Source organism: Novosphingobium meiothermophilum (genome assembly GCF_003171715.1).
GTDB lineage: Bacteria > Pseudomonadota > Alphaproteobacteria > Sphingomonadales > Sphingomonadaceae > Novosphingobium > Novosphingobium meiothermophilum.
The window spans coordinates 12,022-38,261 of the sequence record NZ_QGHL01000008.1 but is presented as its reverse complement, the minus strand read 5'-3'; the positions used below and the strand labels follow the sequence as shown (position 1 = coordinate 38,261).

The 26,240-nt window shown below is 65.0% G+C and carries 18 protein-coding genes and 1 tRNA gene; 15 read left to right on the top strand and 4 right to left on the bottom strand.

The window, feature by feature from the left end; genetic code table 11:
• Nucleotides 1-51 precede the first annotated feature (51 nt).
• From DKM43_RS16360 to dxs, 5 genes are all read left to right on the top strand, one after another.
• Nucleotides 52-195 (top strand): hypothetical protein, encoded by a 144-nt coding sequence (locus DKM43_RS16360; RefSeq protein WP_161554060.1) that lies wholly within the window; start codon nt 52-54, stop codon nt 193-195.
• 1 nt (nt 196) lies between these two features.
• The gene (msrA, locus tag DKM43_RS08685; protein ID WP_109798120.1) at nt 197-889 is read left to right on the top strand and encodes a peptide-methionine (S)-S-oxide reductase MsrA; all 693 of its coding nucleotides are present in this window, start codon (nt 197-199) and stop codon (nt 887-889) included.
• Nucleotides 890-925: 36 nt separating this feature from the next.
• Nucleotides 926-1,393 carry a Fur family transcriptional regulator gene (locus DKM43_RS08680; RefSeq protein WP_109798119.1) on the top strand — a complete coding sequence of 156 codons (468 nt, stop codon included), beginning with the start codon at nt 926-928 and terminating at the stop codon, nt 1,391-1,393.
• Nucleotides 1,394-1,489: 96 nt separating this feature from the next.
• A complete protein-coding gene (locus DKM43_RS08675; protein WP_161554059.1) occupies nt 1,490-2,755 on the top strand; it encodes an MFS transporter in 1,266 nt (421 codons plus the stop codon).
• A 42-nt stretch (nt 2,756-2,797) separates the two neighbouring features.
• Nucleotides 2,798-4,720 (top strand): 1-deoxy-D-xylulose-5-phosphate synthase, encoded by a 1,923-nt coding sequence (gene dxs, locus DKM43_RS08670; RefSeq protein ID WP_109798117.1) that lies wholly within the window; start codon nt 2,798-2,800, stop codon nt 4,718-4,720.
• A gap of 87 nt (nt 4,721-4,807) precedes the next feature.
• Here dxs and DKM43_RS08665 read toward each other — a convergent pair whose 3' ends face one another.
• The gene (locus DKM43_RS08665) at nt 4,808-5,488 is read right to left on the bottom strand and encodes an NnrU family protein (RefSeq protein WP_109798116.1); all 681 of its coding nucleotides are present in this window, start codon (nt 5,486-5,488) and stop codon (nt 4,808-4,810) included.
• A 126-nt stretch (nt 5,489-5,614) separates the two neighbouring features.
• Nucleotides 5,615-7,633, bottom strand: coding sequence for a peptide MFS transporter (locus tag DKM43_RS08660; RefSeq protein WP_109798115.1), 2,019 nt, complete (start codon nt 7,631-7,633; stop codon nt 5,615-5,617).
• Between the two features lie 230 nt (nt 7,634-7,863).
• On the opposite strand from DKM43_RS08660, the gene DKM43_RS08655 reads away from it, so the two are divergent.
• The 3 genes from DKM43_RS08655 to DKM43_RS08645 all read left to right on the top strand — a co-directional run bounded on the left by DKM43_RS08655 (nt 7,864) and on the right by DKM43_RS08645 (nt 8,893).
• Nucleotides 7,864-8,208, top strand: a complete 345-nt coding sequence (locus tag DKM43_RS08655) for a GntR family transcriptional regulator (protein WP_109798114.1) — start codon at nt 7,864-7,866, stop codon at nt 8,206-8,208.
• Nucleotides 8,209-8,384: 176 nt separating this feature from the next.
• Nucleotides 8,385-8,666 carry an integration host factor subunit beta gene (locus DKM43_RS08650; protein ID WP_109798113.1) on the top strand — a complete coding sequence of 94 codons (282 nt, stop codon included), beginning with the start codon at nt 8,385-8,387 and terminating at the stop codon, nt 8,664-8,666.
• A 142-nt stretch (nt 8,667-8,808) separates the two neighbouring features.
• Nucleotides 8,809-8,893, top strand: a tRNA-Leu gene (locus DKM43_RS08645).
• A 51-nt stretch (nt 8,894-8,944) separates the two neighbouring features.
• Here the strand turns inward: DKM43_RS08645 and DKM43_RS08640 are convergent.
• The gene (locus tag DKM43_RS08640; protein ID WP_236632509.1) at nt 8,945-11,482 is read right to left on the bottom strand and encodes a CHAT domain-containing protein; all 2,538 of its coding nucleotides are present in this window, start codon (nt 11,480-11,482) and stop codon (nt 8,945-8,947) included.
• Nucleotides 11,483-11,707: 225 nt separating this feature from the next.
• Between DKM43_RS08640 and DKM43_RS08635 the strand changes: the two genes are divergently transcribed.
• The 7 genes from DKM43_RS08635 to DKM43_RS08605 all read left to right on the top strand — a co-directional run bounded on the left by DKM43_RS08635 (nt 11,708) and on the right by DKM43_RS08605 (nt 22,831).
• On the top strand, nt 11,708-13,957 hold the full coding sequence (locus tag DKM43_RS08635; protein WP_109798111.1) for an autotransporter domain-containing protein: 2,250 nt from the start codon (nt 11,708-11,710) through the stop codon (nt 13,955-13,957).
• A 230-nt stretch (nt 13,958-14,187) separates the two neighbouring features.
• Entirely contained in the window at nt 14,188-17,007 is a 2,820-nt protein-coding gene (locus DKM43_RS08630) for a TonB-dependent receptor (protein ID WP_109798110.1), read from the top strand.
• Between the two features lie 38 nt (nt 17,008-17,045).
• A complete protein-coding gene (locus DKM43_RS08625; protein WP_109798436.1) occupies nt 17,046-18,095 on the top strand; it encodes a phytase in 1,050 nt (349 codons plus the stop codon).
• 118 nt (nt 18,096-18,213) lie between these two features.
• Entirely contained in the window at nt 18,214-18,909 is a 696-nt protein-coding gene (locus tag DKM43_RS08620; RefSeq protein WP_236632474.1) for a PilZ domain-containing protein, read from the top strand.
• Nucleotides 18,910-19,009: 100 nt separating this feature from the next.
• Nucleotides 19,010-20,638, top strand: coding sequence for an NAD(P)/FAD-dependent oxidoreductase (locus tag DKM43_RS08615; protein ID WP_109798109.1), 1,629 nt, complete (start codon nt 19,010-19,012; stop codon nt 20,636-20,638).
• Nucleotides 20,639-20,666: 28 nt separating this feature from the next.
• Nucleotides 20,667-21,080: a GtrA family protein gene (locus DKM43_RS08610; protein ID WP_109798108.1), complete on the top strand. Its 414-nt coding sequence runs from the start codon at nt 20,667-20,669 to the stop codon at nt 21,078-21,080.
• On the top strand, nt 21,080-22,831 hold the full coding sequence (locus DKM43_RS08605; RefSeq protein ID WP_109798107.1) for a hypothetical protein: 1,752 nt from the start codon (nt 21,080-21,082) through the stop codon (nt 22,829-22,831). Before DKM43_RS08610 ends, DKM43_RS08605 begins: the two co-directional genes overlap by 1 nt.
• Nucleotides 22,832-22,996: 165 nt before the next feature.
• Here the strand turns inward: DKM43_RS08605 and DKM43_RS08600 are convergent, their stop codons facing one another.
• Complete coding sequence (locus tag DKM43_RS08600; protein ID WP_109798106.1) at nt 22,997-25,972, bottom strand: TonB-dependent receptor domain-containing protein; 2,976 nt, start codon at nt 25,970-25,972, stop codon at nt 22,997-22,999.
• Nucleotides 25,973-26,240: the final 268 nt, after the last annotated feature.

The following is a 26,240-nucleotide window of genomic DNA, read 5'->3' as shown; positions in this document are numbered from 1 at the left end:
AGGTGTTTTTCGGCATGGGCCGGAACATCGACAAGTGGTGAAAGCTATCCGATGGGCCTGTTCAAGCCTGATCTGTTCCGTTCACTGGCCCTGGGCTTCCTACTGGGCGCCGCTGTCATGGCGGTGACGGCCGGGACAACCGCGCTGGCAACGCCGGACGCGGAAACCACGCTGACGCACACTGTCGCGGACTGACATGCCCCGCCCCGGCCTGCACGCAATTCTGGCGGCGGGAATCGGGATCATCTTTGCGCCGCAGGCACCACAGGCAAAGGAAAGCCTTCCCGAAGGCGCAATGGCAACGCCGCCCGCCGCAGTCGAGGCGCGCGAGGCACCCGGCCGCAAGCAGGCGATCTTCGCGGGCGGATGCTTCTGGGGCATCGAGGCGGTGTTCAGCCATCTGAAGGGCGTGACCAGCGTTGTTTCAGGCTATCACGGCGGCGAGAAGCGGGACGCCATCTATGATGTGGTCGGAACCGGGCGCACCGGCCATGCCGAGGCGGTGCGCGTCACCTATGACCCGGCGGTGATCCGCTATGACCAGTTGCTGCGCGTGTTCTTCGCGGTTGGCGCAAACCCCACCCAGCTCAACTATCAGGGACCGGACAAGGGCCCGCAATACCGCAATGCGCTGGTGCCGCTTGGAGTGGAGCAGAAGCGCGTCGCGGCAGGCTATCTGGCGCAGTTGCGGCGGCTGGACCTGTGGAAGAAGCCGATCGTGACCGGGGTGGAGCCTTACCGGGCGTTCTACCCGGCCGAGGCCTATCATCAGGACTTTGCCGACCGGAACCCCGATCACGGCTATATCAAGCGCTGGGACGTGCCCAAGCTGCGCGCGTTGAAGGCGCTGTTTCCCGATCTCTACAAACCGGACTTCACGCGCAACTGATTTGCGCAATGCGCCCGATCTGCCTATCAGGTGGCAATGTCCGGCCACAACCATCACGATTTTGCAGGCGAACGGTTGATCGCCGCCGCGCGCGAGGCGCTGGTGGCATCGGGCGAACAATGGACCGAGATGCGCGCCGACGTGTTCGAGGCGCTTGCCGGGCGCGAACGTCCGGCCTCTGCCTATGACATCGCCGAAGCGGTGGGCGCGCGGCGCGGCAAGCGCGTGGCGGCCAATTCGGTCTATCGCATCCTTGACCTGTTCGTGCGGAGCAATCTGGCCCGCCGGGTGGAAAGCGCCAATGCCTATGTCGCCAACAGCCATCCCGGCTGCCGCCATGACTGCATTTTCCTTATCTGCGACTTGTGCGGCAAGGCCGTGCACAGCGATGACGATGCCCTGACGGGGGCCTTGCGCCTGGCGGCGCAGGCGGCAGGCTTTGCCGAAGTCCGGCCGGTGGTGGAAATCCGCGGCCACTGCGCGGATTGCGCGGCAGGCGACTAGGCAATCGGGGCGCACGGCCGGTATCTTGCCCGTCGGGCCGGAAACCTGCCTATGGGGGAGGGCAGCTTGCACGATCAGAGCCACGCGCCGCACCAGATGCCGACGCGCAAGCAGTTTGTCGCGGTGATTTCCGGCAATGCGCTGGAGTTCTACGATTTCCTGAGCTTCAGCTTCTTTGCGGTGAATCTTTCGCGGGTGATGTTTCCCGCAGACGGCGCGCATACCGCCTTGCTGCTGACCTTGATGACCGCAGGCGCGGGATTTGGCGCAAGGCCGCTGGGCGCGATCCTGTTCGGACTGCTGGGTGACCGGATCGGGCGGCGGCCGACCATGCTGGCAACCTTTGCGCTGATGGGAGTGAGTGCGCTGGGGCTGGCGCTGACACCCGGCCATGCGGCCATCGGCATCTGGGCGCCGGTTCTGGTGGTGGCGTTCCGCCTGCTGCAAGGGCTGGCTGCGGGCGGTGACGTGGGGCCGACAACTGCTTTCCTTGCCGAAAGCGCACCGCCTGAACGGCGCGGCCTGCTGATCGCGCTGCAACTGGTGGCCATGCGCATCGGCGTGCTGGCCAGCGGCATGGTGGGGCTGGTGCTGGCCAGTCTGCTGACCCCGGCGCAGCTTGATGCCTATGGCTGGCGCATTGCCTTTGCGCTGGGCGCGGCCATCGTTCCGCTGGCATTTATCCTGCGGCGCAGACTGGGCGAGACCCTGCACCTGCCGGAACAGGGTGCGCATGTGGTGCGCGAACTGGATCTGCGGGCCTATGTGGCCGCCATGCTGGGGGTGTTCGGGTTCCTTCTGGCAGGCGCGACCGGCGATTTCCTGTTTGTCTATGCCGTCACCTTTCTCAAGCTGCCCGTTACCAACAGCTACCTGTTGCAGATGGCGGCGGCGGCAACCCAGATCGTGGGGTTGCTGGCGGGCGGATGGCTGGGCGACCGGATCGGGCGGCAGCGGGTGAACCTTGCCGTGGCGCTGCTGGCGGCGGCGGTTTCGCTGCCGCTGTTCCGCTGGGGCATTGCCGCAGGCGCCGCGCCGGGCCAGCTTGCCCTGGCCGCGGCCCTGCTGCTGCTGCTTGCCACGGTATCGGCGGCGGTGGCCTATGCCGCCTTTGTCGAGATCACGCCAAAGCGCCACCGGGCCGGGCTGGTGGGCATCGGCTACGGCGTGGTTGTGGCGATTACCTTCGGGCTGACCCCCGTGCTGCTGACCCGCTACATGGCGCGCACCGGCGATCTGGCGGCGCCGGGATATGCCTTCGTGCTGGCGGCGGTGCTGCTGGTGATCTCGGCGCTGCTGATGCAGCGTTTCGGCCCCCGTCCGATGGGGCAGGGTGCAGGCGCGGGGCGCGGCGCTGCATGAACAGGTTCGACAGTGTCATTTCATCGGTGTAAGGGCAGTGGGATGAGTTCAGAACCGGCAACGCCGCTGCTAGACACGGTCAAGACCCCAGACGATCTTCGCAAGCTTGCGCCTTCGCAGCTTCGCCAGCTTTCCGACGAGCTGCGCGCCGAAATGATTTCCGCCGTAGGCACCACGGGCGGGCATCTCGGTTCGGGGCTGGGCGTGGTCGAACTGACCGTGGCGATCCACTATGTTTTCAACACGCCCGAAGACCGGCTGGTGTGGGACGTGGGCCATCAGGCCTATCCGCACAAGATCATAACCGGGCGGCGCGACCGTATCCGCACGCTGCGGCAGGGCGGCGGGCTTTCGGGCTTCACCAAGCGCAGCGAAAGCGAATACGATCCTTTCGGCACCGCGCATTCCAGCACGTCGATCTCGGCGGCGCTGGGTTTTGCCCTTGCCAACAAGATGCAGGACAAGCCGGGGCGCGGCATCGCGGTGATCGGCGATGGCGCGATGAGCGCGGGCATGGCCTACGAGGCGATGAACAATGCGGGCGAGGCGGGCAACCGGCTCGTCGTGATCCTTAACGACAACGACATGTCGATCGCGCCGCCAGTGGGCGGGCTTTCGGCCTATCTCGCTCGCCTTGTTTCGTCGCGTCAGTTCCTTGGCCTGCGGGAAATTGCCCGCAAGCTTTCACGCCATTTGCCGCGCCCGCTGCATCAGGCCGCCCGCAAGACCGACGAGTTCGCGCGCGGAATGGCCATGGGCGGCACCCTGTTCGAGGAACTGGGCTTCTACTATGTGGGGCCGCTTGACGGGCACAATCTCGACCAGCTCATCCCGGTGCTGGAGAACGTGCGCGATGCTGCCGAAGGGCCGTGCCTCGTCCACGTGGTGACGCAGAAGGGCAAGGGCTATGCCCCTGCCGAACAGGCCGCCGACAAGTATCACGGCGTGCAGAAGTTCGATGTCGTCACGGGCGAACAGGTCAAGGCCAAGGCTTCGGCCCCTGCCTATCAGAACGTCTTCGGCGAAACGCTGGCCAAGCTGGCCGAGAGCGACCCGAAGATCTGCGCGATTACCGCAGCGATGCCGAGCGGAACCGGCGTGGACAAGTTTGCCAAGGCCCATCCCGCGCGCACTTTCGATGTTGGCATTGCCGAACAGCACGCGGTGACATTCGCCGCCGGCCTCGCCGCCGAAGGCATGCGCCCGTTCTGCGCAATCTATTCCACCTTCCTGCAACGCGCCTTCGATCAGGTGGTGCATGACGTGGCGATCCAGAACCTGCCCGTGCGTTTCGCGATTGACCGCGCGGGGCTGGTGGGCGCCGATGGCGCAACCCATGCCGGTTCGTTCGACATCACTTATCTGGCAACCCTGCCGAACATGGTGGTCATGGCGGCGGCCGACGAAGCCGAACTGGTTCACATGACCTATACCGCCGCCTGCCACGACAGCGGCCCCATTGCCTTCCGCTATCCGCGCGGCAACGGCACCGGGGTGCCTCTGCCTGAAGAGCCGGAGCGTCTGGAGATCGGCAAGGGCCGCATCGTGCGTGCGGGCAGCAAGGTGGCGCTGCTTTCGCTGGGCACCCGGCTGGCCGAAGCGCTCAAGGCTGCGGACCAGCTTGAAGCCAAGGGTCTGTCCACGACCGTGGCGGACCTGCGCTTTGCCAAGCCGCTCGACGAGGCGCTGATCCGCCAGTTGATGACCACCCATGAAGTGGTCGTCACGATCGAGGAAGGATCGATCGGCGGGCTGGGCGCGCATGTGCTGACGATGGCGAGCGACGAGGGCCTGACCGATGGCGGTCTGAAGATTCGCACGATGCGCCTGCCCGACGTGTTTCAGGACCACGATACGCCTGAGCGGCAGTATGATGCGGCAGGTCTCAACGCGCCGCACATCGTTGATACCGTGCTAAAGGCGCTGCGTCACAACTCTGCCGGGGTCAGCGAAGCGCGGGCCTGAACCTGCGCGTCAGGCGGTGCAGGCAGGAAAAAGGCCGCCGGAGCATATCCGGCGGCCTTTTTCGTTCGCTGATCGGGCGGCTCGCTTTCAGCCGATCCACATCCACAACCCGGCGGGGATGCCGAAGAAGTGATAGTGCGCCCAGGTGATGAGGAACCACGCCACCAGCGCCAGCAGCCAGATTTCGCGCAGCGCGCCGAGCCGGTTCCACCGCGGCCAGAAGCTGGTGCGGCGCTGCCAGGGGGCGAACTCGCGGCTGTTGCCCGCCAGCTTGCGCTTGTCTTGCAGGTGTGATCCGACCAGCGCCAGCACGATCATCCCGGTCATGAAGATGATGACCCGGAATGTGGGTGCGGCAATGATGTGGCCCAGCGCCCAGAGCGCGATGCCCCACATCATCGGATGGCGCGTGATCGAATAGACCCCCATCGGGATGACGGTCCCAAGACCGGCGTTGTTCTGCCCCGGCAGGGCCGGATTGCGCACGAACGAGGGGAAGAGCAGCGCCATGGCAACGATCGTCAGCACGCTGGCGAGGATCCACGGGACAAGCGCGGTCCCATCCCACAGCGCAAGGCCGCTGGCCGAACGATCAAACGCAACCATGGCCCAGACGAACGTGCCGAGCGAAACGGCGGAGTAGAATATGAGAAAGCCCTGCGCCCCCATGGCCGAGGCCAGACTGCGCCGCAGCGGGCCAGACATGGCAAAGTGGCTGACAACAAAAATGGTTGTGGCCACCAGAAGGTGGATCAGCGCGTAGTCCATCGTTCTATTCTCTGCGACGTGCCCGTTCAAAGCGGGGTTTGTTTGGTTCCTTCCGCTAAACGAAAGTGAGGCGCCCGGCAACTTTCCCCAAGGACCAATTCTCTCCGTTCCGAAAGTTTCGAACCCTCACTCAACGCCGTGCATAAGCCTTTTCAGCGGGATCGCTATGAGCAGCAGCACAGCGCCGATGCCGACCGAAATCCAGCCGATGGTGCTGAACACGCCGACATAGGTTTCAAGGCTGACCTTGAGGTTGGTGACCTGACCGCCCACCGTCTCGACGCTGGCGACCTGGGCGACCATCCCGGCAACATATTGCGCCACGGCGATGGAGAGGAACCAGACACCCATCATCATCCCCACGATGCGCGCCATCGAAAGCTTGGTAATCATCGAGAGGCCCACCGGCGAAATGCACAGCTCTGCCATCGAATGAACCAGATAGAGCCCCGCCAGCCAGACCAGACCGACCTTGAACTGCGCATCTGCGAACTGCGCCCCCCAGACCAGCAGCAGGAAGCCGCCGCCCACGCCCATGAGCGCGATGGCGAACTTGACCGGGATCGATGGTTCGATCCCGCGCCGGGCCATGGCATTCCACATCAGGCTGAACAGCGGGGCCAGCGTGACGATGAACAGCGCGTTGAAGATCTGCGTCTGCCCGGCGGGCATGACATAGACCTCATCGTTGCCGAAGCCCTGGCTGCGGGCATAGACCATGCCGCCAAAGCCTGCCGCCATGACGATACCGAAGGCAAGGCCCATGCGCCGCTTCGTCTCGGCCGTTTCGCCATTGCCGAAAAAGCGGGTGAGCAGCCAGCCAAGACCGCCCAGCAGCACCGCGAAGAACAGGTAATAGCTCGCGGGCGCGCTGCGGAACAAGGCGAAGAGCGGCCGCGTCCAGCCCACTTCGAGCACGGTGTTGCGTTCGGCAAAGAGCGTGAGCGAGGAGCCGGCCTGTTCGAACAGGGTCCAGAACACGGTGTTGAACACGATCAGCACCATGGCCGCCAGCATCATCTGGAACTCCACCCGGCTGCCTGCGGCAAAGGCCCAGACGAGGATGGCAGGCACCGCCACCAGGAAGGTGCCGAACATCATCTTGCCCATGATCGGCAGGCCGAGGAAGTAGCCGATCAGACCTTCGCCCGCCTGCGGCGGCACATAGGCCATGAGGTTGGTGAACAGGAAGAAGAACAGCGGAATGCACACCATTGCTGCGCCGTAGATCAGCCAGTCCTTGCGCGGATCGGCCCCGGCTGGTCGCTCGCCATAGCCATCGAGGCGCCCGCCATCGAACTGGAACAGCAGCCACGAAAATGTCATGCCCAGCGCGGCAAGGCCGAAACCTGCCCACCAGCCCACGCTTTCGGCCAGGATCGGGCAGAAGAACTGCGAGATCAGCGAGCCGAGGTTGATGCCCATGTAGAAGATGGTGAAGCCTGCATCACGCCTCCGGTCGCCATCGGCATAGAGCGTGCCGACGATGGTGGAGATGTTGGGCTTGAAGAAGCCGTTGCCGATGGTGACGAGCGAAAGGCCGATCAGCAGGATGGCGATGTGCAGTTCGGAACGCTCGCCATCAGACTGGAAACCGCCGGGCGCAACGCGCTTGGCCTCTGTGCCGTCGGCGGCTTTCAGCGAGACCGACTTGTCCTCGTTGCCGACGATTTCGAGCTTCTGCCCCGCCATTTCGAGCGAGCGCACTTCCTTGCCGCCCGTTTCGGTGACGGTCACTTCATAGCGCTGGCCTTCGATCAGGGCATAGGGCTTGGCCGCCTCGCCGCCGAAGCACAGCATGAAATAGCCGATCGCCATCATGACCGCGCCGAACTTCACCGAACGCTTCGAGCCGAGATAGCGGTCGGCCACGAGCCCGCCGATCAGCGGGGTCAGATAGACCAGCGCGGTAAACCCGCCATAGATTCCGGTGCTGGTCCGGTCGTTGAACAGGAAATGCTTGGCCAGATAGAGCGTCAGGATCGCCCGCATTCCGTAATAGCCGAAGCGTTCCCACATCTCGGTGGTGAAGAGGCGCTTGAGCTGCGGCGGATGACCGAACCATTCTCCGGCGGCCCCTTGTTGAGGGAGCGGGCCACTGGCGTTGGTGGTGTTGGGGGCGGCTGACGTATTTTCCTGAGCCATGCGGGCGAGCGTTCTCGTCTTGGTGCGCGGGTTGATTGGCGCCCGCGCCTCTCCCGCGCGGACGTCCTCGATTACTGCGCTCTAAAGCGCTGTGCGGGCTTGGCAAGAAACTATTTTCAATCGTTACCAGTCTGGTGCGAACCGGAACATCTGTAGCGTGGCAAAAGGTGCAGGTTCCGGCACGAAGGAATGCCATTGTGCGGAAGGCTGTATTATGGCAGCAAAACACCATGAACGCGCCGAGGATTCAGCCCGCCCGCCCGGTCTATCTGCGTCTGCGCGACGAGATCTGCGCCGCGATCCTTGATGGGCGCTATGCCGAAGGCGACATGCTGCCCTCCGTCCGGGCGCTTGCCCGGCAGCACGGGGCCAATCCGCTCACCGTGGCCAAAGCCTACCAGCAGTTTCAGGAGGAAGGGCTGGTAACGGTCCAGCGCGGCATCGGCATGTTCGTGGTGTCGGGTGCGGCCGAAACCCTTCGCGCGCGCGAGCGTGAACGTTTCCTTCGGGAGGAGTGGCCGCAGATCGCGGCGCGAATGCGCCGACTTGGGCTGGTGGCGGCTGACCTTGTCTGAGGTGCGTGCAAGCGCCCGAACCGGACGGTATTTCGCGGCAAATTATCCTATCAACCGATTGTAATGATCCAATAACCATGGCAGGATCATCAATCGCGTCCTTACGGGGGTTCGGGCGCGGGGATCAGCGTAAGAATTGGGGGGTGTCCGGCCGGACACCTGGCGGAGGGATAAGCATGATCAGATCGGAGCTGCTGCAGGCGCTCGCCAAGGAAAGTCCCGGATTGCGCAGCGAGGAGATCGAGCGCGTGGTCGACGTTTTCTTCGACGAGATCGCAAAGCGGCTGGCCGAAGGCGGCCGGGTTGAACTGCGCGGCTTCGGCGCCTTCTCCACGCGCGAGCGCGATGCCCGCAAGGGGCGCAACCCGCGCACCGGCGAGACGGTCGAGGTTCCAGGCAAGCGCGTCCCCTATTTCAAGGCCGGCAAGGAAATGCGTCAGCGGCTGAACGCCGATTGAGCCTTTGCCCAGCCTCAAGCCATTGAAGCGTAGCCAGCGAAGATCGGCAAAGCCGGGCTGAACCGGTCTTCGCAGGTTTGGCATCGCTGGGCAGTGCCGCTTGCGCGATGGCCCCGGCCTGTGGCAGGCGCAGCTTGCGCAAGCGGACGTGGCGGAATGGTAGACGCCGGGGACTTAAAATCCCTTGAGCCTTGCTCGTGCGGGTTCGAGTCCCGCCGTCCGCACCATTGCCGTCATGGCGGGGCTGGCCGTTCCGGCAGTTGGCCAGGTCCGAGCCGTCAACGCTCGACGAGCGAGAAGGCGCCCCAGAGCGACGGGTCGGCGCCATCGGGAAACCGGCGATCCGCCATCATGCCGAGCATGGCCTTGCGCAGCGCCGCGGCACGGCCCAGCCCGCGGTCATGCGCCATGATCGTGGCGATGCTCAGGCGGCTTGCGGCATCGTCGCGCACGGGCCAGAGCGAAACAAGCAGATTGGCCGCGCCTGCCTGAAGAAAGGCGCGGGCAAGGCCGGAATAGGTTGCCGAGCCGGCTTCGCGTTCGGCGCCGCTGTTGCAGGCGGAAAGGATCACCCATTCGGCATCGATGCGCAGCGAAGCGATTTCCGATGCCGTCAGCAGCGCATCCTCGCCGCTGCCGGGCTGGGGGGTAAGCACCAGCGCCGGTTCGGCAAGGCCCGCAAACGCACCCGCCATGATCCCGTGCGTGGCAAAGACCATCGTGCGATAGCCGCCCAGATCGGCCGTCTTGAGCCGGGCTTCGGTGGCCTGCGCCCCGGTAAGCAGGAGCTGGCGTTCCCGTCCGAGCGTGCGGGCCAGTTCGCGCAGTTCCGTTTCGGCCCCGGCCAGCGGCGGCAGGGCGGCAATATCAAGCGCGGGCGCTGAAAGGCCGCGCAGGGCAGCATCCTTTCCGGCATTGCCCGAAAGCAGCGGCGCACCGATCCCGGCAAAGCCCCCCTTGCGCGGCGCCTGATATGCGGGCGCGATCATCGCGGGACGGAAACTGAAGGCGAAGCGGCGGACCAGATAAGGCAGTTTGCCAAGCGGCAGGCGGCCAAGCTGGGCATCGTCCATGGTCCCGTGCAGCAGGACCGCGGGCGGCACCGAAAGGATGGGACCGGCGCTGAGCAGTTCGATCTCTTCGATCCCGGCAAGTGCTGTCAGCGTTGCCGGGGGCAGAATGGCATTGCCCAGGACAAGCGCGGCCTTGCGATCGAAGGCGGGCCGGGATGGCCCCGGTGTCAGGCTGAGCCGCACTTGCGCGGCCGCGCGCTTCATGGCCGGGATCGAAAGATCGGCTTCGCCCCATGCGGTGCCATCGCGGCGCACGACAAGCGAAACGAGGCGGTTGTCGGTGGGGATGATGAGCAGGAGCGCACGGTTCGGGGCAAGCGATGCCTGCGCTTCGGCCAGCGTGCGCACTTCTGGTTCGCCCAGGTGTGCGGACTGCGCGCCGTCCCTTGCCAGTGCGGCGTAGATCGCGCGGAAACCCGCTTCGGCCCTTGCCAGTCGTGCGGCCAGCGCCTCGGCTTCGGGGCTTTCGTGTTCGCTCGCCAGATTGCGCGCGGTGCGCAGGGCTTCGGCCTCTTCGGCAAGGCGCTCTGCCTCGGCCAGACGTTCGGCAGTGGCCGGATCGCGCAGGGCAAGGCGGCGCGCCACGCTGGCCGCGCTGGCCGAAACATCGGACCAGGCCATATACTGGGCCGCAGCGAAGGCGCTTTGCGTGTCGCCCGCGCGCAGCGCAATGGCGGCATAGCGCGAAAGGTTGACGCGATTGCGCGAGATATAGTCGGCTCGCTCGGCCGGGGTGCGATCAGCGGCGTGCATCTGCCTGCGCATGGCAGCGAACACGGGATCGACCGCCGCCTTTGCCGCCGCCGCATCGGCAGGATCGAACGAGCGCAGCAAGGCCGTGACCAGTTCGCTGTTCTGCCGCACCCGCGATTCCACCGGCAGCTTGCGCGCGGCTTCAAGCCCGGCGTCAAGCTGTTCGCGTGCCTCGGCCCACCGTCCGGCATTGATGAGGACTGAAAGCCGCGCCTGCCGCACGATCTCGCGCGAGACACGGGCTGATGGACCGGCCGCGGCAAAGCGCTGGTCTGCTGCCCCAAGATGGCGCAGAGCCAGATCGAGCGCGCTGTTTTCGAACGCCTGCCGGGCCTGTTCAAGCGCGATGTTCCCGGCCAGTTCGGCATGGGCAGGTTGGGGCAGGGTGACGGCCAGCGCTTCGGCCTTGCCGATCAGGGCGGCAGCCTCTTCGCGCTGTTCCTGCTTGAAGACGATGCGCGCCAGTTCATAGAGCGTCTCGGCCACCTGCTCGTCGCGGGCCTTGCCCTGAAGCGCATGGCGCAGCACGGCCTCGGCCTGACCCAGCCGCAGCACGTCGACCAGTTCCTCGGCATAGGCAAGGGTGGCGCGGTGCACGACATCGGGGTTGTCGGGCGCATGTTCGAGGGCGATTTCGTGAGCGCGGCGGCTTGCTGCCAGTGCTTCGTCAAAGCGCCCGGCATAGGACAGAAGCGTGCTTTGCCGCGCCAGCGCCGCGACGAGGGCCGGTGCCGTCATGCCGTCGGGCCTCATCAGCAAAATGGCAGCGCTGAGCCGGTCAAGCGCGGCCGCCAGATCACCGCCGCGTTCTGCCGCTTGCGATGCGACGATGAGCGCTTCAGGCGATTGCGCTGTCTCTTCGGCAGGCTGCGCCGCGCTCTGGGCGGCAAGGGGCGCTCCGCACATGCCCGTCAACAAGGCAAGGGCAGGTGCGCCCTTCATCAGCGCGCGCGCCATCCATTCTGCCCGGCGCCCGCCAGCGACCTTCATCACGCTTGATCCCCCGTTTGCCCGCCGCCAGCGGGCTGTCGATCCCGATGCCTGCCTGCCGCATCGAACCGCCTGCGGTAAAGATGCAATCTTGCGTGAAGGCACCCCAATACTGAACAAGGTGACAATTGCCGTTAGCCCAGACATGGCAATCCTTGTCACTTGAGCGTGCCCGGCGCGATGCGCAATCGAGGCGGACCATTTCCACATCGGGGGTCCGAACTCATGAAAATCCGCCGTCCGGCCATTCAGCAACTGGCTCTGGAGGCAGGCAGGATCGCGCTGTTCAGCGCGCCATGCGCCGTGCTGTCCATGCCTGCTCCGGCCTTTGCGCAGAGTGCCGGCATTACCGGCGATGCGGCCATTGCAGGCAGACCCGCGCAGCTTCTGGGGGTGGGCTTCGAGGATCTTTCCGGCGACGGCAACACCATCGCTGCCACCGTCCGCATGGATGCGACGACCTATCGCGCCTATCGCGTCACGGCCACGGGGTTCGAGGCTTTGCCGGGCGTCAGCGGCGATGCCTATGTCCTGGCGCGCGGCGTTTCAGACAATGGCAGCGTCATCGTCGGCTCGTCGGCGGCCACCTTTTCGAGCCGTGGCAGCGCGGTTGTCTGGGAGGGCACCACGCTCACGGTGCTCGACCATCTGTCGAGCGCCGCGGCAACGCAGAACAGCGTGGCCTACGCTGTTTCCGGCAATGGCCGGGTGATCGTGGGGGCCAGCGCGGCGACTGGCGGAGGTCTGCGGGCAGTGCGGTGGACCGACAAGGGTGCGCCGCAAGACCTTCAGGGCACGGCGAACTTCTCCAGCTCTTCCGCCCGCAGCACCAGCCGCGATGGCAGCGTGATCGTGGGCGAGGCCAACAGCACCCGGCTGGCCAACGAGGCCTTCGTCTGGACGGCCGAGGGCGGCATGGTCGGTCTTGGGGTCTTGCCGGGCGATGCCGGTGGGGCATTCCCGGCGAGCTTCGCCGCAGATGTATCGGCAGATGGTTCCACGGTCGTCGGGTTCTCCAAGGGTGGCAACGGCGACAACAGTCAGGCCATCAAGTGGACCCGCGCGGGCGGCATGACGGGGCTGGGCTTCCTGCCTTCCGGCCAGTCGAGCCGCGCGCTGGGCGTCAATGCCGATGGCAGCGTGATCGTGGGCTATTCCACCCGCCCGTCGAGCGTGGTGCCAAGCATTCAGGATACGGTTGCCGTGCGCTGGACGGCAAGCGGCATCCAGACCATTGCCGACTGGCTGAGCGCCAACAGCGTGGCCGTGGGATCGAACACCTTCACCGAAGCAACGGCCGTCAGCGACGATGGCCGCGTGGTGATCGGCGAAGGCCAGATCAACGGGACCACGCAGCAGTTCATCGCGCGCATCGTCGCCCCGGCCAGCGACGGAACGACAGATGGCGGATCGACCGGCGGCGGAAGCACGGGCGGCGGAACGACGGATGGGGGATCAAGCGGGGGAACGACCGATGGATCGACTGGCGGATCGACTGATGGATCGGCCGGGGGCGGTTCCACCGGCGGCGGGGGCTTCATCGGCATGCTCGATTATCTCCAGTCGGTCTCGCAGAGCGGCGGGGTGACGTTCCAGAACGTCATAAATGCCGCCAGCGTCACCCTTTTCGGGGCGCATCATCGCCCGCTGACGGATTTTGCGCAGGATGGCAGAACCTGCGCCTGGGCAACCGGCGACATCGCGGGCAGCAGCCGCAACAACCGGCGCAACTACAGCGCCGAGCTGGGCCTGTGCCACGATTTCGGCGAGACGGTGCGCGTGGGCATCGGCGGCGGCGCGGATCGCACCGAACTTGATCTTGCGCTGGGCGGCCGCACCGTGATGGACGGCTGGCACATGGTTGGCGAGATCGACGTGAAGCCCGCAAATGGCCCGGTGGTGCTGAGCGTGCTGGGATATTACGGCGACTGGCGCGTGAACATCGACCGCGCCTATGCCAATGCCGCCACGATCGACCATTCGCGCGGGCGCACCAAGGCGCGCGTCTGGGCGGTGCGCGGAAGGATCGACTGGCAGGATGCGCTGTCGCTGGGCGAGGGGGCAGGCATTTCGCCCTATCTGGCCTATACCCACCTTGATGCCAGCATGGACGGCTATACCGAAACCGGTGGCGGCTTTCCGCTCACGCTTGGCAAGACCGGTGCCCGTCTTGACGAGACGCGGCTGGGGGCGGCGGCGGCCTTCCGTCTGGGCAAGATGACGCGCCTGCGCGCGGCAGGTGAATGGGTTCACCGCTTTGGCGAGGCGCGGCCCGCGCTTGCGGGGACAATTATCGGTGTCGGCGCCTTTGCAACGGTTGCGCCCGGTCAGCAACGCGATTGGGGGCGGCTTGGCCTTGACCTCGACTTTGCGCTGGGACGGGGCGTGCTGCTGAACCTTTCGGGGCATGTCATGGCCGGGCAGGGCGAGGACGCGCGTGCGGGTGGAAGCGTGAGCCTGCGTATTGCCTTCTGAGTGTCTCGCCTTCTGAGTGTCTGGCCTTCCGGGCGCAAGGCCAGACATTCCCCGACGCACTGGCCGTGGCGTGGGCTTGCCACGGCCTCGTGGCTTAAGGTTGCCTGAGGCGGGACTGTGTCACAATTCCGTCGCAGCTTTAATATTTCCGCCATCGAACTGTCGCTCCACCGTCAAACAATGCGCCTAGCGCGCCCCTAGACAAGGATTTTCCCAAGGGGGGCTTACCAATGCTTCGTTCGCTTCGTGCCGCTGATCGCGGCCAGACGTTCCTGCGCGCGCTTCTGCTGGGCACAACCGCGCTCGCCTTCACCGCAACCGCCAGCGCGCAGGAAGCGCCCGAAGGCGAGGAGGAGCAGCCCGGCATCGTGGTGACGGGACAGCGCCCGATCGCCGAATCCGAAGCCGCCGCGCTTCAGGTGCAGAAGAATTCCGATTCGCTCGTGACGGTGCTTTCGGCCGACAGCGCGGGCCGTCTGCCCGACCAGAACATCGCGCAGGCCACCGGCCGTCTGCCGGGCGTGGCGGTTGAGCGCGATCAGGGCCAGGCCCGCTACATCAGCCTGCGCGGCGCGCCGAACTACTGGACCACGCTGAGCTTCGACGGGATCAACGTCGTCAGTCCCGAAGGCCGCGATGCGCGCTTCGATTCGATCCCATCGGCCATTGCCAAGCAGGTGATCGTTTCAAAGGCGGTGACGCCCGACATGCCGGGCGAGACGGTTTCGGGCAACGTCAACGTCATCACCCGCTCTGCCTTCGATTTTCCGGGACTGCACGTTCAGGGCAAGGCCGGGATCGGCTATGCCGAACTGGGCGACCGCCGCGAATACGAAGGCTCGCTGGTGCTGTCCGACCGCTTCAAGGCAGGCGACGGCGAGATCGGCATTCTCGTTTCGGGCACGTTCTTCGAACGCAACATGATTACCGACAACTTCGAAACCGACTGGGAGCGCGTTTCGCAGGACCAGCGCCCCGGCAATGGCACCCGCTTCTGGGCGCGTGAAACCGAGAACAAGCTCTATCGCCTGACGCGGCGCAACTGGTCGGCATCGGGCCGTCTGGACTGGAAGCCCAACGACGATCACATGATTTCGGTGCGTTCGGTCTATACGATCTTCACCGACGACGAGGCGCGCGACAACTACATCTTCGATCTCGACGACCGGCAGAGCGATCTGGCCACCAGCTCGGCTGCCTGCCCGATCACGGTCAACACCACGCCCACCACCACGGGCTATGCCGATGTCTGCATCGGCAACACGCCGCTGACGGGCACAGTCTATGGCATCGACATCAACCAGCGTTCGACATTGCGCGCCTTCCGCCAGTCGATCTTCACCAACACGCTGGAAGGCACGCACGATTTCGGTGATGGCTGGAAGGTCAACTGGCTGGGCAACTACACCGAATCGAAGGATGACCGCTCGGTCGTGGGTGAGGCGCGTTGGGACAGCCCTTCGACCCGCACCCTGCGTCCGACGGTGGTCTATGATTTCACCAATCCGCTGCGCAGCACGCCGCAACTGTTCACCACGGTGCAGCTTTCCAGCCCGACCCGCTACACCGCCGGAACACCGGTCACGGCCATCGATACATTCACCAAGCCGCTGACCTCGCTGCGCGTGCTTGATGCGGTGGATACGACCAAGGCCTATACCGGACGCCTGATCGTTTCGAAGGATGCCGAGTTTCTTGGCAGCAACGCCACCTTCAAGGTCGGCTTCCAGTTCGACCAGCGCACCAAGGTGGCCGACGAGAACCAGATCCTCGTGAACACGGCTGCCGGCTTTACGGCCATCGGCATCCCCACGAACTACAACGATTTCTCGATCGATCAGGCCTTCCTCGGCAAGATTCCGATGGGTTACACCTTCCGCTACTTCGACACCGCGAAGATGCGCCAGGTTTCGGAAGCCGCGCGCGGCGCCTTTGCCTTCACGCCCAACACGGGCAACAACTACGACGTGCGCGAGCAGGTCTATGCCGGTTTTGCCATGGGCACCCTGCGCTATGACTGGGGCTCGATCGTCGGCGGGGTTCGCGTGGAACACCTGAAGAACCGTGGCATCGCGCAGGCAACCTTCGGCAATGCCGCCACGCTCGTGACCGCCGAGGCGAGCCAGACGCTTGCTTTCCCCAGTCTTCATGTGAACTACGACGTGGCCGACGACAAGAAGCTGCGCCTCTCGTTCAACAGCGGTGCCGCGCGCGCAGACTATGACCTGCTGCGTCCGAACGTGGTGGTGAACGATGCCAACCTCACGATTTCCGGCGGCAATCCGGCCGTGAAGCCGGAACGCGCCTATGGCGTGGACGCATACTTCGAATGGTATGTGAAGCCGCAGGGCTACCTGATGGCGGGTCTGTTCTACAAGGACGTGAAGGACGTGCTCTATACCCAGCGCCGCACCTTCAACTCGACTGCGCTGAACTTCGATGGCGTTGACCGTTCGCAGTATGCCTTCAGCGGCATCACCAATGGCGGCAACGGCCGCGTCTATGGCTTTGAACTGGCAGCCCAGCTCCAGATCGAACCCTGGACCGAACAGATTGGCCTGCCCGCGTGGATGGGCGGTTTCGGCATCAGCGCGAACCTGACCTACAACAACAGCGCTGTCACCAAGCCCGCCATCCTGAACGCGGCCGGGGCAATCGTGGTGCCAAACCGCAAGGTGCGCCTGCCCGGCACGTCCGACTGGGTTTACAACGCAGGCTTCTATTACGAGAAGTATGGCCTGACCCTGCGCCTCCAGTATCAGCGCCGCAGCGCATGGCTTGATGGCTATGCCGACGATCTGACCGATGCGGGCGATACCTACTGGGCGGCGGACGACGAGATGGATTTCTCGGCGCGCTATGCCGTGACGAAGAACTTCGAGGTGTTCTTCGATGCCTCGAACCTGCTCAACCAGCCGGGCCGTCGCTATTCCGAACCGGGCAACCTGCTGACGGCAACGGGAACGCCGACTCCGCACACCGACATCTACACCATCGAATATGAACGCTTCGGCCGTCGCTACATGGCCGGCGTGCGGTTCAACTTCTGATGCTGCGGGCGGTGTTGAACATGGCAGGACCGGGGGCAATGCTGCCGGTCCTCGCCCTCTCGCTGGCAGGCTGCGCCACCATGGCCGGGCAGCCCGGCCCGGTCTATCCGGCGGTGGACGTGCAGGCTTCGGGCGAAACCGTCCCGGTGGGCACTGGCGGGGCCGCCGATGCAGCCGATGATCCGGCGATCTGGCGCAATGCGGCAAACCCCGCAGCCAGCCTGATCGTGGGCACCGACAAGAAGGCCGGGCTTTACGTCTATGGTCTGGATGGCCGGGTGCGCGATTACAACGCGGCCGGGCTGCTGAACAATGTGGACCTGCGCGAAGTGGCGCCGGGGCGCATTCTGGTGGCCGCCAGCGACCGCACCGATCGCGCCGTGCCGAAAATTGCGCTGTTCCTGCTGGATGGCCAGACCGGCAAGCTGACCCCGCTGGGCGCGCAGGCGTTTCTGCCTGCGGGCCATGCTCCGGCCGAAGCCTATGGCTTCTGCATGGGCAAGGGGCTGGCAGAAGGCGAACTGGCGCGGGCCTATGTCGTGCTCAAGGACGGCGAAGTGGCGGAAAGCCGCCTGATCGATGCGGATGGCGCACTTCGCGCGCAGTATGTGCGTTCGGTCAGGTTCGCCACGCAGTCCGAAGGCTGCGTGGTGGATGATCGCACGGGCACGCTGTTCGTTGCCGAAGAGGACGTCGGCATCTGGAAGGTCGATCTGAAGGCGCCGACGCTCGCCGCCGAGGCATTTGCCATGGTCGGCGCGGACAAGGGGCTGGCGGCCGATGTCGAAGGGCTGGCCCTGGCGCCCGATGGCGCAAGCGGGGGCTATCTCGTGGCGTCGAGCCAGGGCGATAATGCCTATGTCCTGCTCGATCTGGGAACCGGTGCGCTCAAGGGTCGCTTCCGCATTGCCGCGGGCCGGTTCGGCGCGACAAGCGAGACCGATGGCATCGAACTGGCCCTGGGCGATTTCGGCCCCGATTTTCCGGCCGGGCTGTTCGTTGCGCAGGATGGCGATAATGCTCCTGCCGCGCAGAACTTCAAGCTGGTGCGCTGGGACGAAGTTCTCGATCGTATTAGCAGGAAGTAATACGCTTAAATTGTTGTCAATCCCCTTGTGGTAACTCCCCGGTAGGGCTTGGTTATTAGGATCAGGTCCGCCGGGGAATCGCATTCAGGCCCGGCTGGCTTGACGGCACATCAAGGGGATGAAGGGCTTGGCCCACGACGACGAAACGCGAGGCGCCGGACAGGACGGGGCCGGAAATGGCGGCGAAAAACGCGCCGCGCCGCGCTTTACCCTGCTGATCCGTGCCGCCAAGCTGATTGTCGACGACAGCGCCGAGTTCCTTTGCGTGATTCGCGATGCTTCGGCCACAGGACTGAAGATCCGCATGTTCACCCCGCTCCCGCCCTATCGCTCGCTGGCCGTTGAAATGAGCAATGGCGAGCGTTTCCCTGTGGAACTGGTCTGGACGCAGGACGAGTTCGCGGGCTTCCGTTTCACCCGCGAGGTCGACATCGAGCGCCTGCTGGATGAAGCGCACGGTGCCTATCCCAAGCGGCAGGTGCGGCTGCGGGTTCAGCTTGATGCCCTGCTGCATTCGGGCGGCGAAGTGGTGCGCGTGGCCTTTCAGGACATTTCACAGCAGGGCGCCTGCATCGAGTGCGACAAGTGGCTCTTGATGAACGAACTGGTCCGCATCGAGACCAGCCTGCTGCCGCCGATCTACGCAAAGGTGCGCTGGCGCAGCCACCCGCGCTATGGCCTGCTGTTCGAGCAGACCTTCAAGCTCGACGAACTGGCCCGGATCGCCGCGCCGCTGCAAGGCGGCGAGCACGGCGGCGATATCCTCACCCCGCCGGACCCGCACCTGCCCGGAAAACGTTTCGGCGAGGGCTGATTGCGTTTTCACGGCTGCCGGAGCGCGCGTTAACCGTGTCTTAGCCAATTTCCTTCACCTCCCTGCAAAGACGAAAATGCCTTTGTGATGGGGGGTTTCGATGGTTAACGCGACCGGTTCAGTCAGTGGTGATTCTGGTGCAACGCCCGCGGGTTCGCCCAACCGCAAGGTTGATGTGGCAATCATCGGTGCCGGTCCTGCTGGCCTGACGGCTGGCTACCTGCTGACGCAGCGCGGCTTTTCGGTGGCGATCATCGAGAAAGACCCGATCTATGTTGGCGGGATCAGCCGCACGGTCGAGCACGAGGGCTATCGCTTCGACATTGGCGGGCATCGCTTCTTCTCGAAATCGCAGCAGGTAGTGGACCTCTGGAACGAGATTCTGCCGGATGACTTTATCCAGCGCCCGCGCATGAGCCGCATCTATTACGAGGGCAAGTTCTATTCCTATCCCTTGCGCGCCTTCGAGGCCCTGTGGAATCTCGGTGTCGTGCGTTCGGCCCTGTGCATGGCCAGCTTTGCCAAGGCCAAGGCCTTTCCCAATCGTAATGTGAAAAGCTTCGAGGACTGGACCGTCAACCAGTTCGGGCACAAGCTCTATTCGATCTTCTTCAAGACCTATACCGAGAAGGTCTGGGGGATGCCCTGCGACGAGATGAGCGCCGACTGGGCCGCGCAGCGCATCAAGGGGCTTTCGCTGTGGGGCGCGGTGGTTGACGGGCTGAAGCGAAGCCTTGGCCTCAACAAGCGCCCGAACGACGGCATGCAGACCAAGACCTTGCTGGAAACCTTCCGCTATCCCCGCCTTGGGCCAGGCATGATGTGGGACGCCGCGCGCGACAAGATCGTGGCTACCGGCAAGGGCGAGGTGCTGATGGGCCATGCCATGAGGCAGCTTGCCGCGGACGGCAAGGGCGGGTGGCGGCTTTCCGCGACCGGGCCGCAGGGCGATGTGGTGATCGAGGCGTCCCATGCCATAAGCTCTGCGCCGATGCGGGAACTGGCCGCGCGGCTCCATCCCCTGCCGCAGGCCACGCTTGAGGCGAGCCGCCTGAAATACCGCGATTTCCTTACCGTAGCACTGAAGATCCGTTCAGAAGAGCTGTTCCCCGATAACTGGATCTACATTCACGACAGCAAGGTCAGGGTTGGCCGCATCCAGAACTTCCGGTCATGGTCGCCCGAAATGGTCCCCGATCCGAGTGTGGCCTGCGTGGGGCTGGAATACTTCTGCTTCGAAGGCGACGACCTGTGGGATTGCTCCGACGATGATCTGGTCGAACTGGCGAAGAGGGAAATGGCCATTCTTGGCCTTGTCAGCCCCGAAAGGGTGATCGGCGGCGTGGTCGTGCGGCAGGAAAAGGCCTATCCGGTCTATGACGACGAATATGCCGCCAATGTTGCGGCGATGCGTGCCGAACTTGAAGCCGCACACCCGACCCTGCACATGGTGGGGCGCAACGGGATGCATCGCTACAACAATCAGGATCACGCGATGATGACCGCGATGCTGACGGTGGAGAACATCGCGGCGGGCGCACGCATCTATGACACCTGGTGCGTGAACGAGGATGCCGAGTATCACGAGGCTGGCGATGAAGGTTCGCAGCGAGCCATCCCGGCACGGGCTGCGCTGAGCGAGGATCAGGCCGCTGCCCTCGCGTCGGTTCGCGCTGTTCCGGAACGCATCGTGCCAGACAAGCCGCAAGCCTCCTCGAAGGCGGCATAGACCGCCCGCATAACCGGATGCGCCTGCCATGCCTGAGATGATCCTGCCGATGATCGACCGTCTGCGCCGCGTGATGATCCTGCGCTATCTTGTGGCCAGTGTCGGCGCGCTGGCGGTTGATATGGGTGCGTTCCTGATCCTGCTGGCCGCAGGCATGATGCCGGCACTGGCATCGGCTTTCGCCTATGGGCTGGGCATCGGCGCGCACTGGCTCCTGTCGAGCCGCGCCGTGTTCTCGGCAAGCGTTGCGGCAGATCGCGGCGCGCGCAACCGCCAGAAGGCACTGTTCGTCGGCTCGGCCCTCGTTGGTCTGGCGCTCACGACCATGATTGTCGGCGCCGGTTCCGCGCTGGGACTGGACTCGCGGCTGGCGAAGATCGTGGCGATCGGCGCCAGCTTCGTGGCGACGTGGCTGCTACGCAAACAGGTGGTGTTCCGGTGATGACCGCGCCAAACGGGCGCGCGGTGCCGTGGTCCGGCGTTCTGGTGATCTGGCTTGTCACGTCGCTTGCGATGCTGGGTATCTTGTGGGGCAGACTTGACGTGGCCTCCTTCAGCGATGCCGACGATGCCCTTCGCCTTCAGCAGGTGCGCGATTGGCTGGCCGGGCAAAGCTGGTTCGATGTAACCCAATACCGCGTCGCGCCTCCGGCGGGCGTTCCGATGCACTGGACCCGCATCGTCGATCTGCCGATTGCGGCGCTGATCGTTATGTTGCGCCCCCTCCTCGGAACCGCGCAGGCCGAAGTCATCGCCAGTATTGCGGTTCCGTTGCTGACGCTGCTTGCCACCATGATGCTGGCCGCAAACCTTGCGGCCCGGCGCTTCGGCCCGCAGGCCGGCCTGGTGGCGGCGCTGCTGGTCACGTTCGCCTTGCCCGTGTCGATCCGGATGATGCCGCTGCGCATCGATCATCATGCCTGGCAGTATTTTCTGGCTTTGGCCGCATTCGGGTCGATCACGGGCGGACGGCCCGGCCGGGGCGGCGCGCTGGCAGGACTGGCGCTTGCCGCCTCGCTGGCCATCTCGCTGGAGGCGCTGCCCCTAGCGATGGTTTTTGCCGGTGTCTGCACACTGCGCCTGTGGCGCGGCGATGGGCGATGGCTTGGCGCGTTCATGGCCGGTCTTGCCCTTGGTGCTGTCGCCCTTTTCCTTGGCACGCGCGGCCTGAACGATCTTGCCGATCATTGCGATGCCCTTTCGCCCGTTCATCTGGCGGTGCTGTTGTGGGCGGCGGCTGGCTGCGCTCTGGTTTTGCCGCGTCTTCGCCGTCATCCGCCGATGCTGTCCCTGCTGGTGCTCGGCCTGTTCGGCGCGGGCGCTGCGGCCATAATGGGCCTGCGCGCACCCCAGTGTCTGGGAGCCGATGCCTTTGCCGCACTTGATCCTATCGTGAGAAGCGTGTGGCTCGATGCCATCACCGAAGGTTTGCCGGTGTGGCGACAAAGTGCGGCAGTCGCGTTCACGGCCTTGCTGCCGCCGCTGCTGGGATTGATCGCCTGCTGGCGGTTGTGGCGGCGCGCCCCGGATGCAGTGGCCCGCCAGGAAATGATCGACATGGCTCTGCTGCTTGCCGGGGCCACGCTTATCGGCACGCTGGTGCTGCGCGTATCAGGCGTCGCGTGCCTGTTCGCGGCAGTTCCCGCCGCCTGGCAGGTGCAGGAGCAGCTTGCCCGATGGTCGGCAGAGAGACTGCTGCTGCGCCGGATGCTGAGGGTGCCGCTGATCGTGGGGCTGCTGATGCCCTGGGCTTATGCAATCGCGCCTTACGCCGTTACGCGTCCATCGCCCCCTGCGCGGGACAAGGCGCCGATGCCCTGCAATTTTCGTGCGCTCGCCCCGACGATGGCCGCAATGCCCCGAACGACGGTTCTGGCTGGCCTCGATCTGGGCCCGGCCCTGCTTGCAACAAGCCCGCACAATGTCGTGGCAACCGGCCACCATCGCGGCAATGCAGCGATGCGTGATCTCATCATTGCGTTCCTTGGGCCTGATCATGGCGCAAGACGCATCATGCAGAAATATGGCGCGACGCTAGTGCTGACCTGTCCGGCTGGCCGGGAGACCCAGCGCTACATCAAGATGGCCCCCGATGGCTTCATGGCGCATCTTGCGCAGGACAAGGCGCCGCAATGGCTGGTGCCGGTTGATGTGCCCCCGGCCAGCGGCATCAGGGTATGGCGTCTGCGCTGATCGGCCCCGCGGCCGTCCGGAACTGAGCCAGAGGCAGGCCCGATAACCCGCGACTGCGGCGCCCGCGTCTGGCGGTGGTTGTTCGGTCTGCGGAGCCTTGCCTGAGAAAAAGAAAGGGCGGGGTTCGTGAGAACCCCGCCCGATCTGTTGCCCGGATCTGCGCTATCAGAAGCGCATGCGAGCCGACATCGTGAAGCGACGACCGATCGCGTCGTAGAGCGACGGGAACGTGTTGCCGCTGTTGAACGAGGTCGAACCGATCGTGTTGCCCACTTCCGGCGGCTTCTTGTCGAACAGGTTCTCGACGAGGACCGCGAAGCGGATGTCCTTGGTCACATCGAAGCCAATGTTCAGATCGAAGTAGTCGAACGCATCGATCGAACGGTAGGCCGGAACGATGATGCGCGGATCGGTCGATCCGAAGCTGCCCACGGTGCCGGCGGTCGGCGGCGTGGTCGGCGTCGCACCGGTGCGCGGTTCGTAGTTGACCGCACCGATGTGGCGCCACAGCAGCGAGACGTCGATCTGCTTGTAGGCACCGGTCAGGCGCGTGTTCCAGGTCCACTCAGGCAGCACCGGGTCGCACGAGACGCTGTAGAAGCCGACGCATTCACGGATGAACGAGTTCGGGTTCGACTGGAAGCGGCTCTTGTCGGTGTAGTTGCCGGTGACGCCCAGACCCAGACGGAAGTCGCCGAACTGGCGGTCATAGGTGAGGGTGAAGTCGTAGCCTTCGGTTTCCAGGAAGCCTTGGTTGGTCGAAAGCAGGACGACACCGCCGGTGGTGGCCGGCGAACCCGACAGACCGCCGGTGAGCGGGTTGCGGCGGATCAGCTGGCAGCGCGGATCGGCAGGGTTGGACTGACCGAAGCAGCCGTTCAGGATGTCACCCACGGTCGGCGAGGTGATCGCGCCCGTAACGCGGATGCGATACCAGTCGATCGTGGCGCTGAGGCCCGGAACGAACGACGGCGTGAACACCGCACCGAGGGTGAGCGTGCGTGCACGTTCGGGCGCGAGGTTCGGGTTGCCGGTGGTCGTCACGTTGATCTGGCCAGCGATCGGAGCGGGGATGTTGCCCAGCGTTGCTGCGGTCAGACCGACAGCCTGAAGCTGTGCGGTGCAGAGCGCGACCGTGGTCGGATTGGTGACAGCGCCCTGGCAGGGGTCGGCTGCAAGGTTGTTCAGCACCACGTTCTGCGGGGTGAACAGTTCACCGATGTTCGGAGCGCGAACGGCGCGGGTGTAGGCGCCGCGGAACTTGATGTCGCGCACCGGCGCCCAGCTACCGCCAACCTTCCACGTGGTATTGCCACCGGTGGTCGAATAGTCGGCATAACGGATGCCGGCTTCGAGCGTCAGGTTGTGGAAGAAGGGACGTTCGGTGACGAGCGGGGCGATCAGTTCGCCGAAGAACTCGGTCGAGTGGAAGCCACCGTCGACGGTCAGGAACGCACCGCCAGCGCCGAGGATTTCACCTGCCTGCTGGTTGGGAAGGTCGCCCAGCTGGCGTCCGGCATAACGGCGGTATTCCACACCGGCCGCGATGCCGATCGGGCTGTCGGAGAACGGGCTGCTGAAGCCGAGATCACCCGACACGAGGCCCTGTGCCGAAGCAAATTCGGTGTTCGTGGTCTGCGTGGTGGGAACGCCGACGAAGGCGAGCATCTGCGGCGTGATCGAGCCGGCAGCACCGAACAGGTTGATCGGGGTGCAGCCGGTTGCCGAACCGGCGGGGCAGCCACGCAGGGCCTGCTGCACGCGGCTGCGCAGCGCGGTGCCGGTGTTGACGGCCTTGCGCTCTGCTTCGCCATACTGGCCGAATACATCCCAGTTCAGGGTGTCGGTCAGCTTGCCGCGGACGCCAGCGGTGACCTGGAACAGGTTCGTGGTGAAGGTGCCGACACGCGGACCGGTTTCCACGAAGCGGCGGGCGACGATTGCAGTGATTTCCTGACCCGCGGCAACGGCGGCGCCGCAATCGGCGATGCCTGCGAACGAGCAGAGCTGCGTGCGCTGCGTGGGCGTCAGGAACTGGTTGTTCAGCGGAAGCTGGAACTGTTCGGTGAAAGTGCCGGTCGGAGCGAGGTTCTGCACCACCTTCGAGCGGGTGAACATCGCTTCGCTGTAGACTTCGATGTTGTCCGCCACTTCGTAGTGGGCAGCCGCATAGACGCTCCACCGATCCAGCGGGGTCTGGTAGTAGTTCAGCGGGTTGAAGTTGTAGTCCGCAAGGCCGGGCGCGATCGTGCCGGTTGCCGGATCGAACTGGGCACCGCCCGAACGGGTGGGATCCTGGGCGGTGGTGGGCAGCGGGAAGAACAGCGATGCCGGGACAGCCGTGGCCGAACCCTGCGGCAGACCGCGAACGGCCGAGGCATTGCACTCGCCGTTGGTGCGCTGGCTGGTCGGGCAGGTCGACGCACGCGAAACGGTGCCGATGTCGCGCGAACCCTGGAGCACGGGCTTGGTGTTGGTGTAGCTGATGCCAAGCACCGCGTTGCCCGCGCCGCCGCCGAGATCGGCGCCGGTGGTAAGGTCGATGCGGTAGCTCTGGCCATCGCCGCGTTCGCTCACGCCATACTGGCCTGCAACTTCGAAGCCGGTGAAGTCACGGCGCGTGACGAAGTTGACGACGCCCGCGATGGCGTCGGCACCATAGTTCGTCACCGCGCCGCCGGTCAGCACGTCGGTGCGCTGGACGAGCGCCACGGGCACTACGTTGAGGTCGACCACGTTGCCCAGCGTCGAGGGAACCACGCGGCGGCCATTGAGCAGGACGAGGTTGCGGTTGGTGCCAAGGCCACGCAGGTTGAAGCTGGCGATGCCGTTGGCGCCGTTGTTAACGCCGGGGTTGATGCCCGCGGTGGTGCCGGGAAGCTGGCGCAGCACCTGCTCGACCGAAATCGCGCCGCGGCGGCTGATTTCTTCGGCGCCGATCACGGCGACGGGGCTGGACTGTTCCAGATCCGGACGGTTGATGCGCGAACCTGTAACGACGATGGTTGCGGTGGCGGAGGCTTCCGCGGTGGCGTCATCGGCCTGCGCTTCCTGCGCAAACGACGGCGCGGCGGCAATGGCCACGCCCAGCGCGAGCGTGGCAGTGCCAAGCCGCAGAGCTTGCTGTTGGAGTTTCTTCACGTGTCAGTCCCTCTGTTTTGGCAGGATCGGCTGCCTGCTTTCAGATCGCTTTCGGATGGCGGGGTTGCTCGCGCTTGCCTGCCCCTGGCAGTAGACCGCGCGGCCGACATCCTACTCGGATAGGGCTGCATGGCGGATTTCCGCGCGGTAATGAAAGGGCAATTCAACGCGCGATTATAATTCCGGGACAGGGTGTAACCATGATGCAACATGCGCCCGAAAGGGCATGCTGCGCCCCGGAATCCCAAGGAATTGGCGCACGAAAAGT